General features: G+C 59.2%; 14 protein-coding genes. 5 read left to right on the top strand and 9 right to left on the bottom strand.

What is annotated here, in order from left to right; translation table 11 throughout:
* Positions 1–66 precede the first annotated feature (66 nt).
* The 9 genes from BSG20_RS10720 to BSG20_RS10680 all read right to left on the bottom strand — a co-directional run bounded on the left by BSG20_RS10720 (position 67) and on the right by BSG20_RS10680 (position 8,862).
* Positions 67–1,050 (bottom strand): type II secretion system F family protein, encoded by a 984-nt coding sequence (locus tag BSG20_RS10720; protein ID WP_072375095.1) that lies wholly within the window; start codon positions 1,048–1,050, stop codon positions 67–69.
* Between the two features lie 12 nt (positions 1,051–1,062).
* Positions 1,063–2,070, bottom strand: coding sequence for a type II secretion system F family protein (locus tag BSG20_RS10715; protein ID WP_072375097.1), 1,008 nt, complete (start codon positions 2,068–2,070; stop codon positions 1,063–1,065).
* A gap of 4 nt (positions 2,071–2,074) precedes the next feature.
* Positions 2,075–3,544: a TadA family conjugal transfer-associated ATPase gene (locus BSG20_RS10710; protein ID WP_072375099.1), complete on the bottom strand. Its 1,470-nt coding sequence runs from the start codon at positions 3,542–3,544 to the stop codon at positions 2,075–2,077.
* 29 nt (positions 3,545–3,573) lie between these two features.
* On the bottom strand, positions 3,574–4,851 hold the full coding sequence (locus BSG20_RS10705; protein WP_072375116.1) for a CpaE/TadZ family protein: 1,278 nt from the start codon (positions 4,849–4,851) through the stop codon (positions 3,574–3,576).
* A gap of 18 nt (positions 4,852–4,869) precedes the next feature.
* Positions 4,870–5,571, bottom strand: coding sequence for a CpaD family pilus assembly protein (locus BSG20_RS10700; RefSeq protein WP_177309832.1), 702 nt, complete (start codon positions 5,569–5,571; stop codon positions 4,870–4,872).
* 41 nt (positions 5,572–5,612) lie between these two features.
* The gene (locus tag BSG20_RS10695) at positions 5,613–7,118 is read right to left on the bottom strand and encodes a type II and III secretion system protein family protein (RefSeq protein ID WP_072375128.1); all 1,506 of its coding nucleotides are present in this window, start codon (positions 7,116–7,118) and stop codon (positions 5,613–5,615) included.
* Positions 7,119–7,129: 11 nt separating this feature from the next.
* The gene (gene cpaB, locus BSG20_RS10690; RefSeq protein WP_072375133.1) at positions 7,130–7,945 is read right to left on the bottom strand and encodes a Flp pilus assembly protein CpaB; all 816 of its coding nucleotides are present in this window, start codon (positions 7,943–7,945) and stop codon (positions 7,130–7,132) included.
* Between the two features lie 110 nt (positions 7,946–8,055).
* Positions 8,056–8,568 carry an A24 family peptidase gene (locus tag BSG20_RS10685; protein WP_072375136.1) on the bottom strand — a complete coding sequence of 171 codons (513 nt, stop codon included), beginning with the start codon at positions 8,566–8,568 and terminating at the stop codon, positions 8,056–8,058.
* A 96-nt stretch (positions 8,569–8,664) separates the two neighbouring features.
* Positions 8,665–8,862, bottom strand: coding sequence for a Flp family type IVb pilin (locus tag BSG20_RS10680; RefSeq protein WP_024313413.1), 198 nt, complete (start codon positions 8,860–8,862; stop codon positions 8,665–8,667).
* Between the two features lie 408 nt (positions 8,863–9,270).
* Here BSG20_RS10680 and BSG20_RS10675 point away from each other — a divergent pair, with 408 nt between their 5' ends.
* The 5 genes from BSG20_RS10675 to BSG20_RS10655 all read left to right on the top strand — a co-directional run bounded on the left by BSG20_RS10675 (position 9,271) and on the right by BSG20_RS10655 (position 13,265).
* Positions 9,271–9,681, top strand: coding sequence for a pilus assembly protein N-terminal domain-containing protein (locus tag BSG20_RS10675; RefSeq protein WP_072375139.1), 411 nt, complete (start codon positions 9,271–9,273; stop codon positions 9,679–9,681).
* A gap of 113 nt (positions 9,682–9,794) precedes the next feature.
* A complete protein-coding gene (locus BSG20_RS10670) occupies positions 9,795–10,412 on the top strand; it encodes a TadE/TadG family type IV pilus assembly protein (protein WP_072375231.1) in 618 nt (205 codons plus the stop codon).
* Positions 10,412–10,987 (top strand): TadE/TadG family type IV pilus assembly protein, encoded by a 576-nt coding sequence (locus BSG20_RS10665; RefSeq protein WP_072375141.1) that lies wholly within the window; start codon positions 10,412–10,414, stop codon positions 10,985–10,987. Before BSG20_RS10670 ends, BSG20_RS10665 begins: the two co-directional genes overlap by 1 nt.
* Positions 10,988–11,079: 92 nt before the next feature.
* Positions 11,080–12,300, top strand: a complete 1,221-nt coding sequence (locus BSG20_RS10660) for a phosphopentomutase (RefSeq protein ID WP_072375144.1) — start codon at positions 11,080–11,082, stop codon at positions 12,298–12,300.
* Positions 12,297–13,265 carry an adenosine deaminase gene (locus BSG20_RS10655; protein WP_072375147.1) on the top strand — a complete coding sequence of 323 codons (969 nt, stop codon included), beginning with the start codon at positions 12,297–12,299 and terminating at the stop codon, positions 13,263–13,265. The genes BSG20_RS10660 and BSG20_RS10655 overlap by 4 nt, the downstream gene beginning before the upstream one ends.
* Positions 13,266–13,369: the final 104 nt, after the last annotated feature.

Genomic DNA, 13,369 nt, shown 5'->3' with positions numbered 1-13,369 from the left:
CTCACGGAGATGCCGGCCAACCTATGCCCGATGCGTTGAGATGGAAAGCCCTACGGAAATGGAAGCCTAGAAGCGATCGGCCACCTGAATGCCGGCTGGCCCGAGAATGACAGCGACGAGAACCGGCAGGAAGAACAGGATCATTGGTACCGTGAGCTTCGGCGGCAGGGCAGCAGCCTTTTTCTCGGCCTCGTTCATGCGTTCGTCACGGCCTTCCTGCGCGAGGACGCGCAGCGCCTGCGAAACCGGCGTGCCGTAGCGATCCGCCTGGATCAGGGCCTGGGTGACGGACTGCACCAATGGGATCTGCGTGCGCAGGCCGAGGTTTTCCAACGCAACGCGCCGATCGGGAAGGAAGGAAAGCTCGGCCGTCGTCAGAATCATTTCTTCCGCCAGCGGCGGGGAAGCCTCGCCTAGCTCTTCCGAGACACGACGCATGGCTGCCTCGATCGAAATGCCCGACTCGACGCAGATCAGCATCAGGTCAAGCGCGTCCGGCCAGGCGCGCTTGATCGAATGCTGGCGTTTCGACATCCGATTGGAGATGAAAATGTTCGGTGCATAAAAGCCCGCATAGGCGATCCCCAGGGTCAGCAGGAAGCGCATCATCGTCGGCTTATCGGCGAGATTATCGAGACCGAAGACCCAGAAAACCGCAAGGCCGAAGAATAGGAACGGCAGCAGGAAACGCGCGACGAGGAACATATTCAGCGCATTTTCCGAGCGAAAGCCGGCGGCGCGCAGTTTGTTCATGGTGTTCTCGTCGACCAGCGCCTCGCGAAGGTTGAACTTCTCGACGATCTGCCGGACCGAACGGTTGTTCTGAGTGCGAAGCGAGCCCTTTCCGGCGGAATCGGCGTTCATGCGGGCGCGTTCGCGGGCGCGAATCTGTTCACGCTCCGTCGATACAGCTTTCATGCGCTTGTTGAGATCGCCGCGCTCGAAGAACGGAACGGCGATCGTATACAGACTGGCGAACACCGCGATCGCGACGAGCACCGCGATCAGCATGGAGGGGTCTGTCAGTTTGGTCGCGAGATCAGATGACATCGCCCGTCTCCATCAGATGTCGAAATTGACCATGTTGCGCATGACGAAAATGCCGATCGACATCCAGACCGCCGAAACGCCCATGATCAAATGGCCGCGGGGGTCGGTAAACAGGATCAGCATGTATTCGGGCGATGTCAGATAGACGAGCATCGCAACGATGAACGGCAGCGCACCGATGATGACGGCCGATGCTTTCGCTTCCATCGACAACGCCTTGACCTTCGCCTTCATTTTCTTTCGATCGCGCAGGACCTTTGCCAGATTGCCGATGGCTTCCGAGAGGTTGCCGCCGGCCTGCGATTGAATCGCGATGACGATCGCAAAGAAGCTGACTTCCTGCAGCGGCATGTGATTGACCATGCGCGCGCAGGCGTCAGGCACGCTGAGGCCGACCTGCTGCGATTCGACGACGCGGCGAAACTCGCTCTTCACGGGATCCTTGCCCTCGTTGGCGATGAGCCGGATGGCATCGTTCAATGGCAAGCCGGATTTGATGGAGCGCACAATGACGTCGAGCGCGTTGGGAAATTCGTCGAGAAACTTGTTCTGGCGCCGCTTGATCAGAAAGCCGAGCACCCAGCGCGGCATTCCAAGTCCGGCAATGATGGGCAGACCGAGCACGACCATAAGCGGTGCATCTGCCAGGAAGGCGACGAACATCAGGATGAAGCCGAAGATGGCGCTGAACGTAAAGAAGCGCCCCGGCGTGATTTTAAGACCGGCCTGTGTCAGCCGCGATTTCAAGGACAGCTTCTTCCTGGTATTTTCCTGCTGCCGCTTCTCAAGGTCCTTCAGATTATCCTGCACCGATTTGCGGCGCTTCGACATTTCCTGGACGCGGTCGCGGGCCGCCTTCACGTTCGCCTTGTCTGCCTCCGCCGAAGCGACGCGGCTGACGCGGCTTGCCGATTTTTTTTCCGTCTCCATCCGCGTGAAGAGAAGGCCATAGCAGACGGCGCCGGCCGCAACGGCGGCGAGCACGACAATGGCCAACACAACAGGATCGAACCCGAACATCTCACTAATCCTTGGACTTGGCTTCCATTTCGTCGAGCGCGGCAGCAAGGCGCTTTTCTTCGTTGAAGTAGCGGGCGCGGTCCCAGAAATGCGGCTTGCCAATTCCGGTCGACTTGTGCCGGCCGACGAGCTTGCCGGATGCGTCCTCGCCCTCGATCTCATAGCGCATTAGATCCTGGGTGATGATCACATCGCCTTCCATACCGATCACCTCGGTGATCTGCGTGATACGGCGGGAGCCGTCACGCAGACGCGCCGCCTGGATGATCACGTCGACCGAGCCGGAAATGATTTCGCGCACCGTCTTGGCCGGCAATGTGAAGCCGCCCATTGCGATCATCGACTCGATGCGGCTGAGGCATTCGCGTGGCGAGTTCGAGTGGATCGTGCCCATGGAACCGTCGTGGCCGGTATTCATTGCCTGCAGCAGGTCAAAGACCTCCGGTCCGCGGACTTCACCGACGATGATACGTTCCGGACGCATACGCAGGCAGTTCTTGACGAGATCGCGCATCGTGATCTCGCCTTCGCCTTCGATGTTCGGCGGGCGAGTTTCAAGGCGCACGACGTGTGGCTGCTGTAGCTGCAGTTCGGCCGTGTCTTCGCAGGTAATGACGCGCTCATCCGCATCGATGTAGCGGGTGAGGCAGTTGAGCAGCGTCGTCTTGCCAGAGCCGGTACCGCCTGAGATGACGACGTTACAGCGAACGCGGCCGATGATCTGGAGCAGCGTCGCACCTTCCGGCGTGATGGCGCCAAAACGAACAAGCTGCTCGAGGGTGAGCTTGTCCTTCTTGAACTTACGGATCGTGAGTGCCGGTCCGTCGATGGCGAGTGGTGGCGCAATGACGTTGACACGGGAACCGTCGGGCAGGCGCGCGTCGCAGATCGGGCTCGATTCATCGACGCGGCGCCCGACCTGGCTGACGATGCGCTGGCAGATCGAAAGCAGCTGCGAATTGTCGCGGAAGCGAATCTCGGATTCGATCGTCTTGCCGCCGACTTCGATGAAGGTCTGGCCGGCGCCGTTGACCATGATATCGGCGATGTCGTCTCGAGCAAGCAGCGGTTCGAGCGGGCCGTATCCCAGAACGTCGTTGCAGATGTCTTCGAGCAGTTCTTCCTGCTCGGAGATCGACATCGCGAAGTTCTTGATCGTGATGATGTCGTTGACGATGTCGCGGATTTCTTCGCGTGCGCTTTCACCGTCGAGCTTGGCAAGCTGCGAAAGGTCGATTGTATCGATGAGCGCGGAAAACACCTGCGCTTTGGTATCGTAGTATTCGTCGGTACGGGCAGGGCGCCTGCGCTGCGGCGTCTGCATCGGCGGCGGCGAGACCTGCTGGCGCGAAGCTTCGCGCTGCGGTTCGACCAGAACCGCAGGTGCCGACGGGGAGGATTGTTGCGCCGGCGGAGGCGGTGCGATCGTGCCGCCCGCCTTGCCAAATCCTTCGTTTCCGCGTTTTCCGAACATGCCTTAATCCAATTCACTCTTGGCGGGCGTCATTTACGCTTTAGAAGGCCGAGCAAACCGCCCTTCCGTGCCTTTTTGATAGCTATCCGCCCGGTTACGATGTGCGATATCTGCGCGAACGTCTCGGCCGTTGGCGACTTCGCATCCATTTCAGAGATCATCCGACCGCTGTTGGCCGCGTTGCCGAAGAGGTTGGCGTCGAAGGGGATGATCGCGATCGGGTCGGTTTCCAGCGGCTCGCAGAAATCGGAGGGGCTGATCTCCGGCCGTTTCGGCATACCGACCTGGTTGAGGATCAGATGCGGCATCTTGTCGTTGGGGCGCATCTTGCGCAGCGCATCCACCATGTTCTTGGCGTTGCGCAGGTTGGCGAGATCGGGGGACGCGCAGATGACGACCTCGTCGACGCTGGCCAGCACGGAACGCGTCCATTCCGACCAGGCATGCGGCACGTCGAGGACGGTGATGGGGGCGTTGCGCTGCAACACTTCGAGAACAGGCTGGAACGCCTGTCCCTCGAAATCATAAGCGCGGTCGAGAAGCGAGGGTGCCGCAAGCAGCGACAGATGCTCGGAGCACTTCGTCAGCAGGCGGTCGAGAAACACTTCATCCAGGCGGTCGGGCGCGTAGACGGCCTCGGCGATGCCCTGGGTCGGGTCCTGGTCGAAGTCGATATTGGCCGTGCCATAGGGCAGATCGAGATCGGCCAGGATCGTTTCGGTCGAAAACAGATTAGAGATGCCAAAAGCGCAGTTGTGGGCGATCGTCGAGGAGCCGACGCCGCCCTTGGCGCCGATGAAGGCGATGCTGCGGCCAAGCGGCTCCGCATCCGGGTCAACGAAGATCGTCGCCATTGCCATCATGATGTCTGACATGGCAACGGGCTGGACCATGTATTCGGAAATCCCATTGCGTACGAGTTCGCGGTAAAGCGCGATGTCGTTGTAGTAACCGACGACAATGACCTTGGTGGAAGCGTCGCAAACGGCGGCAAGCGGCGCTAGCTCGTTCAGCAGATTGGCGGCTCCCGCCTTGGTTTCGAGAATGATCAAGTTCGGTGTCGGCGCAGTCGCGAACATGTTCGCAGCTGCCGCTGTGCCGCCGCTGGTGATCCGCAGGCCGACCTTCGACATGCGACGGTCATGGCTGCAACGCTCCATGACCCGCTGCAATTCTTCGCTCTCGCAGAAGGCGTGTACCGATATGCGAGGAAGTGGGCGCATGTTCTCGAGTTCGGCCATGCGAATAGCATCCTCGGCGTTGCGCAGCTCCGTCGTATTCTTGATCTCGTATTCGACTGTACTCATCGTTCGGTCCTAAACTGATCAGAAGGTGCTGGAGCCAATTTCTTCGATCGTGCTTGTTCTTTCGCGATACTCCTTGATCGCGGCGTTGCGACGGGTCGCATCGATCGGAGTCATGCCACGAGGCGCGATCAGGTCTTCCGGGTTTGCAACCTGTGCAGCCAGGTTGTTCTGCGTTGCGCAGCCGAAATTGTAGTAGTTCTGGTTGCTGAAATCGTTGATCATGTCCCTCGGCCACTGACCGCACTGTGACGTCATTGCCGTCGTGCCGACGAAAGTCAGGCGAATGGGCGCTGCGTCGCCCGCACCGGTGGCTGCGTAAGAGCTGTTGACGATCTTGGAGCTCGCGATGCCGCGGGCCGAGAGTTCGGCGCGCACCTGGCCGCGCAGCTGCCGTGCGGCTGCCGCATTCGGCGATCCCTCGGGCGTCAGCAGGTAGACCGGTCCGGTCGCTCGCGCCGTGTAGTTCTGCGCGAAGCCGCGGATCATGTCGCGCTGAGCGATGTTGAGACGGCGATCCGTCGAAGCGATCGGGATATCAACCGATTGCTCGGCTTCGGCAACCACGATCGGGTGGCGCTTGCGATAGTCGTCAGGGATGCCGCCGGTCGTCAATTCGTCGTGGGAGGCGCAGCCGGAAAGCAGGGTGGCCGCCACCGCGACCAGGGTCAGCAGCGATTTCGAAAGGCGGGATTCATGCGCGGTGTTCTGCTTGTGGGCCATCGGCTGATCTCTGTGTTGTGCGATTGCTGATCCTGGCGCGTTCATTTGTAGATGAACCCGATGGAGCCATGGAATTGAGCGTCGGCGACGGGTGTTTCGCGGCCGCCGTAAACCTTGTTGACGCGATTGAGGAGGAAAGCCGCAGCGTCATTTTCCGGGCTGAAGTTGTCGTCCGGACGGTTGAGCTGATTGCGGGCAACCGGGCGAACGAGATAGGGCGTTGCGATGATGACCAGTTCGGTCTCGTCACGCTCGACCGTACGCTGCCGGAACAATGTGCCAAGCAGTGGGATCTTGTTGACGCCGGGCGTACCGTTTGAGGTTTGCGCAACGTTGTCGCGGATCAGGCCGGCAAGCGCGATGGAACCGCCGGAGGGAAGCTCGACGGAGGTCTCGGCAGCACGGCGTTGATAGGTTGGCGTCGAACCGGAAACTGAAGGTGCAGGCTCCGATACGTTCGTCTTGATCTCCAGGCTGATGCGACCGGAGGAAAGCACTACCGGCTTGAACGCGAGATTGATGCCGTAATTATACGGAACGATCGTGACGTTGCCGTCATTGTCCGTCGTGGAATAGAGCACCTGACCGCCCGAATTGAAGGTTGCTGCCTGGCCGGAGATCGCCGTGAGCGTTGGCTCGGCCAGCGTCTTGACGACCTTCGCCTGCTCAAGCGCGCTCAAATAGGTCGAAATATCGTATTTTCCGATCGAGCTCTTGAAGAGGGCGGCAAGGCCGCCGCCGATTGTCGCCGCCGCGCCACTGGAAGCGGGCGCGCCCAATTGAGCAACTGAAAGGCCCTTGGAGTTGGAGACCAGATTGTCGAAGCCGAGCTGTTTCAACACCTCTCTTCGGACTTCTGCGATGGTGACCTTCAGCGTGACCTGATCTTCGCCCTGGATCTGCAGGAGATTGACGACCTGCGAGACCTGGCGACCTTCAGCGAACAGTGCCACCGAACCTTCTCCGCCCGAGCCACTGGCCGTTTCCGTGCGTGTCGTCGCTTCGCCACCTTTCAGGAAAACCTGTGCCAAATCCGCGGCCTGGGCAGCATCCTGTGGCGTGCGTACCGTGCCGGTCAGCACGATGTTGTCTGACACGATCTCGACTTTGATGCAGGAGTCCGGGATGAAGCGCCGGAGATTGGTTTCGAGGCCGGCGACGTCGCGCTCGATCGCGATATCAAGGCTGACGATCTGCTGGCCGTCGGCGCCGAAAATGAAAATGTTCGTCTGGCCCACTGTCTTGCCGAAGAGGTAGATACGGCGGGAGCTACGGGTGACTGCGTCGGCCATGGAAGGGTCTGAGACGAGGATATCGTGGGCATCGACCGGCAGATCGACGACGATCGCCTTCTTCAGACCGAGTTTCAGGCTGCGATGAGCACCGGGACCCGCCTGGGTTATCGTGACCATGCCGTCGGAATTAGCCCAAGCGGCGTCAGGACCGAGGACAGGAGCAACAAAACGCGGCGCTACGCCGGAGAACCCAATCGCAAAAGACAAGCACCCTGCCATCAAGGGCTTCATGTGGCGCTTCAAAGTGCCCATTCCCATTTCCTTTACTCGGCCTTCGGCGCGCTGATGCTGTCTGTAACGATTGAGCCTGATTTGATGACCTGAACGATGGCGCTGCCGTTGTCACCGCTGAGGAGGTAGTCCGCAGCACTGGTATCCTGCTCCTGGGCGTCGGCCACGGAGCGCAATGCCAGCGACAGCCGGTCGGCGATTTGCTGTGCGACGGCCAGCACCTTGGTCTGGTCGGGCGTCAGCTCCAGTGTCGCGGTGGTGCCGACCACGGCTTTTGAGCCGTCTTCCTTTTCCTGGATCTGCTGGTCGATCGCGAGCACGCGCACATTGTTGAGCACCGTCTCGGTCAGATACTTATCGGCTTCCTTGGATTTGCGAACCATGATCACGTCGACGCGGTCGTTCGGCAGGATAAAGCCGCCGGCACCTGTGGAGACCGAGATTTCGGTTGCGACCGCGCGTTTGCCGGAGGGCAGGAGGGAGGACATGATCCGGCTGCTCGAATCCGCGACCTTTTCAGCGCGGATCGGCTCGCCTTCGAAGATCGGCAGGCGAACAACGGCACCCTGCATGTTTTTCAGGGCATCGGGCTTGTCAGCCTCGGTGATGAAGCCCTGGACGACTGCGCTCTGCGGCCATGCCATCCAGTGCACGGCCTTGTCGTCCAATCGTGCGCCGACCGGCAGATTGGCGCCGGAGACGAGCACGTTGACCGTCGGCTCCTTCTCGACCACAGATTGAACCTGGGTGACGACGGAACCGCGTCCCGCGAGGCTCATCGCCAGCACACCGGCAAGGCCGGCTGCAACGACAGCCACTCCAAGTATCAAAAGGCGGGCGGGTCTCATCGAATGTTCCTCGGGGATTCGCGATATTCGCCCGAAGAATGGCCCGCAATTGGTGTAATTATGGTTAATGAAAGCCTTCGATTTTAGGTTAACGGCGGCTTAACTTGCCGTTACTTCAGGCTTTCCAACGCCGCAGTGAAGAGCGGGGAGGAAGGGAAGGCAATAAAGCCGCCTGCGGCGATAGCAATGCCGTAAGGGATCTTCTTGGCAAGAAGGATGGAGTTGGGAATCGGTAGTCCTACGGCGAGGATGACATGAGCCTGTGTACGGATCAGAAGGATCACAAAAGTCGCAATGCCGCCAAATATGCCGACATAGACCAGAAACTCGACAAGAGCAGGATCGAAACCAAACCAGAGAGATGTTGATGCTAGCAGCTTCGCATCGCCGCCGCCCATGATATTCAGGGCAAACAGGACAAAGCAGACGGCGAGAACCGAAAATGCGGCCGCGAGATGCGTTCCCATCACCAAGAGGGGCATTCCTGCCAGCGTCGCGACTCCCAGGAATGCGATAGCGAGAATGATCGACACGCGGTTGGGGATCGTCATCGTAAACAGATCCGAGAACGCGGCGATCGCAAGGCAGAGCGGGAAAATCACAAAGACGGCGGCTGCGAGCATTCCGTAAATCCCGGTGAACAAAAAAGGCTCACAGCGTTAGCCTGTGAGCCTGCTTTTTGGCAAAGCGCCCTCAAGTCTCGCCACTATCCCTGTCGATCAAGGAAGGGTAACGTTAGCCTTGCCAGCCGCCGAGTTCATCGTGACAGACAGGTTGTTGAACAGGATGTTCAGTTTGCTACCCAGTGCGGATGCACCGGTGATGAGCGCGACGGAGATCAGCGCTGCGATCAGGCCGTATTCAATTGCGGTCGCGCCGGATTCGTCCTTCAGAAAACGGCTAACAAGCTTGGTCATGGTAACTCCTAACTCCAGTTGAGGTTCAGCACGTCCGCCAACTGTTGCCGTTGATCGGATTGCCACAATTTAGCCCGCGCCTGTTTCTATCAACTTAAAGAGTTGGGTTACCACTTCGTAAATGCCGACCGACACTTAAGAATGGTAAGTATTCTCTTTCCTGAATGTTTAGAAATCTAGGAAAGGCCCCGCGTGCCTTGCAGTAATTTAAGTTTCCGTTGCTTGTCGGGGAGCTCCACCGATGTTCGGGGCGGTCCAGCAAACTCACTGCATCACGAGGGAATTGTCTTTTTATGGGTGCGAGCCGCTGGAATCCTGCGCACGTCAGAAGAGAATTAAAGCTTCATTCACCAATTTTTCTCATGCTGTTCTGCAAAAATCGCCGCAACTCTACAGAAGAGAACCAAAATGCCCCTGAGTGGCAAGAGGATTTTTCTAGCCAGCTTTCTTGTCGCTCTCGGCCTTTGTACGTCTGCGCACGCGCAGCAGGATGTACTGCGGGTCTATATGGACCAGGCGCGTGTATTGAAGCTGGATCGCCCGGTAAGCAAGGTCATCGTCGGCAATGCCAAGGTAGCGGATGCAACCGTCGCTGATTCCAAGACGATCGTGCTGACGGGACGCAGCTTTGGAACGACCAACCTCGTGTTGCTCGATGCTGACGGTAACGCGATTTTGGACGAGAGCATCCTGGTGTCGATCGACGAGGCAAACACCGTCCGCGTCTTTCGACAGACGGAGCGGTCGGTCCTTTCCTGTACCCCGAATTGCGAGCAGCATAGCCAGCAAGGAGCGGAGGCGACAGCGGCAGCTCAATAGTAGCCGCCAAATCGCGTTTGCCAACGTCCGTTAAACTTCTGATCCGGCTTGAAACGGAAAATCAACGATCACCCTTTAAAACGGTGTGGTCGAAGCTGTCCCGGATGCATGTCATGAAGGAAACGGATCAAACAGCGGACGCGGCCTCCCGCCCCCATCGGCGGAGGCGGCCGCGGTTAACCGCATTTGCGCGCTCTCGCGACGGGTCGGCCGCTATCGAATTTGCACTCCTCGCCATACCCTATTTCCTGGTGGTCTTTGCGATCATCGAGACATTCATTGCCTTTGCCGGCGAGGAGCTCTTGTCCAATGCCGTGGATACGATGAGCCGCAAGATGCGGACCGGCCAGATCACACCCGCGAACACGGATGTGACATCGTTCAGGACGGCGTTCTGCGATGAGATTTCAATTCTGATAAAATGCTCTACAACGGAAGTGGCCACTCCGAGCAAGCTGTTCATCGACGTACAGAACTTCTCCACATTTGCGGCCATTCCGACGACGATACCGAGGACGTCCACCAGCGCCTACGCGGACATCAAGACCTCGGACTTCAAATATCTTCCTGGCGGTTCTGGCACGATCAACATGGTCCGGGCCTATTACCGCTGGCAAGTCATCACCGACCTGATAAGGCCTTACATTACGAACGTCCGCCCTACCGACGGCTCTTCCTCATATTTTCTAATGGTCGCCACGACGGCCTTCCAGAACGAGCAGTACCCCTGATGGCAGGTCGCGGCGTATTGATCAGGCTTCATCGGCTCGCAAGACGCTTCATCGGCGACCGGCAGGGCGTGGGCGCGATCGAGTTTGCGATCCTGTTCCCGATCCTGGTGATGCTTTACATCGGTGCATTCGAGATCACGATTGGTCTCAGCATCAGCAAGCGCGCAAGCCGGGCGGCTGGCATGATCACGGATGTTGTGACCCAACAGAAAAGCGTGACCAAAGCTTGGCTCACCGATATGCCCTCGGTGGCCTCTGCGGTATTCGTCCCCTACGGTTCGACCGGCCTTACGATCAAGATCACGGGCATCGCTCTCGATGGTACTGGAAACCCGACAGTGGCATGGTCGTGGGCGCAGGATGGCAGCCGTCCATATGTGGTTAATTCCGCTACGACGGTGCCGGCCGATATGAAGAAAGCCAATATCTTTTTGGTCCGTACCGAACTCAGCATTCCGTATAAGCTCTTCCTGTTTGCACCAAACTTGGTGCCGAACGACAGCACGATCACCATCAGCCGCAGTTACTTCTATCTCCCCCGTGCGAGCGCTACTGTCACGTGCGGCGATTGCTGACTGAGCCGGATGCAGGTTTGCCAAGCGCGCTCTGCCGTTATAAGGCTTGAACAGTGGCCCACTGCGTGGACCGTGAATTCGCTGGGTGGAGCATGGCGCGAGCGTTTCTTTTCGTTCTGGATTCTTTTGGCGTCGGCGGTGCTCCGGATGCTGCGGCTTACGGCGATGAGGGCGCCAACACGCTGGGACACATCGCGGAATTCTGTGCGGCGGGTGTTGGCGATCGCGAAGGGTTGCGCTCCGGCCCGCTCCAGCTTCCGAACATGTCGGCTCTTGGTCTGGTGCATCTGGCAAAGGCCGCGTCGGGCCGCGTTCCGGCCGGGATGCCAGTTCCGGAAAAAGTCTACGCGATGTTCGGCTCCGCCAGCGAAGTTTCGCATGGCAAAGACACCCCGTCCGGCCATTGGGAGATCGCCGGAACGCCTGTAACATTCGACTGGGGCTACTTTCCAACCGAAGGGGAAGCCTTTCCGCCGCAGCTGGTCGAGGCGCTCTGCAGGGCTGCGGACGTTCCGGGGATACTCGGCAACTGCCACGCCTCGGGCACCGACATCATTGCCCGCCATGGCGAAGAGCATATCCGGACTGGAAGGCCGATCTGCTACACCTCGTCCGACTCCGTCTTCCAGGTTGCCGCGCACGAGGCGCATTTCGGCCTCGACAGGCTCATGACCTTCTGCACGATCGCGAGGGCGTTGCTGGACCAATACAATATCGGCCGCGTCATCGCTCGGCCGTTTGTTGGGGAAACCGTCTCCAAGTTCCAGCGCACCGGAAACCGGCGCGACTTCTCTGTGCCACCGCCGGAGCCGACGCTTCTCGACCGACTGGTCAAGGAAGGTCGCAAGGTCCATGCCATTGGCAAGATCGGCGACATCTTTGCGCATAAGGGGGTATCGCGGGTGGTCAAGGCGAATGGCAATGAGGCGTTGATGGATGCCAGCCTCGCAGCCATGGACACCGCCGAGGATGGCGAACTGGTTTTCACAAACTTTGTCGATTTCGACATGGTCTACGGCCATCGCAGGGACGTGGCAGGCTATGCCGCCGCGCTTGAAGCCTTTGATTCCAGGCTGCCCGAAGTGGGCGGCAAGCTGAAGCCCGGCGATCTCGTGATCCTGACCGCCGACCATGGCTGCGATCCGACGTGGCGCGGCACCGATCACACGCGCGAACGCGTGCCGATCATTGCCTACGGGCCGGGGTTGCGTTCTCGCGATATCGGCATCCGCGCCACCTATGCGGATATCGGCGAGACGATTGCGCGCCATCTGCGCATTCCGCCGGGGGCGCACGGGAGAAGTTTTCTATGACATCGCATTTGAAGAAGGTCGAGCTGCACTGCCATCTGGAAGGTGCGGCGTCGCCAACGCTTACCTGGGCGCAGGCCCGCAAGTACAACATCGACATCAGCCCCTATCTGGCTGATGGCGCCTATGTCTGGCACGATTTCGCAAGCTTTCTGCAATGCTACGACAAGGTCTCCGAGGTCTACAAGACCGAAGAAGACTATGCGCTGCTGACTGAAACCTATCTTGAGGAACTCGCCGCCGTAGGCACGATCTACAGCGAGCTGATCGTGTCTCCTGATCACGGCAAGCGAATCGGGCTTGGCGCGGACGCTTACATCGAAGGTGTGTGCGAAGGTATTCGTCGTGCGAAGGCGAAAAGCGGTATCGAGGCACGTCTGATTGTCACGGGGGAGCGTCATTTCGGCCCCGAAAGTGTCATTGGCGCCGCGGAATATGCTGCTAAGGCGAAAAATCCGCTTATCACCGGATTCAATCTTGCCGGCGAGGAGCGAATGGGTCGGGTTGCCGACTACGCGCGTGCCTTTGACATCGCGCGCCATGCAGGGCTCGGCCTCACCATCCACGCGGGCGAGGTGTGCGGCGCTTTCAGCGTTGCCGAGGCGCTCGACGTCGTCAGGCCCTCCCGCATCGGGCACGGCGTGCGCGCTATAGAAGACATGAATCTCGTCCGGCGGATCGCCGACCTCGGAACGGTGCTCGAAGTCTGTCCCGGCTCCAACATTGCGCTGAACGTCTTCCCGGATTTCGCCTCTCATCCGTTGCCACGGCTCAAGGAGGCCGGTGTACGCGTGACGATCAGTTCGGACGACCCACCGTTCTTTCATACGTCGCTGAAGCGCGAGTACGAATTGGCCGCCGATGCCTTTGGCTTCAGCGACGCCGCAATTGATGAGATGACGCGAACCGGTATCGAGGCAGCCTTCGTCGACGAGCCGACGCGCCAGGCAATTTTTGCCCGGATGTGACCCCTCTCGCCTTGGGGAGCGCATTGCAAAATTGCCTCCGCTCTTGCAGTGGAGGCAATTTCCATGGAAGAAACATCCGATAAGAACAACGATAGGAAGGGCTC

Source organism: Rhizobium tibeticum (assembly GCF_900110205.1).
In the GTDB taxonomy this organism is placed as follows: Bacteria; Pseudomonadota; Alphaproteobacteria; order Rhizobiales; family Rhizobiaceae; genus Rhizobium; species Rhizobium tibeticum.
The sequence above is the reverse complement of the archived record's forward strand: the minus strand, read 5'-3'. Positions and strand labels throughout refer to the sequence as shown.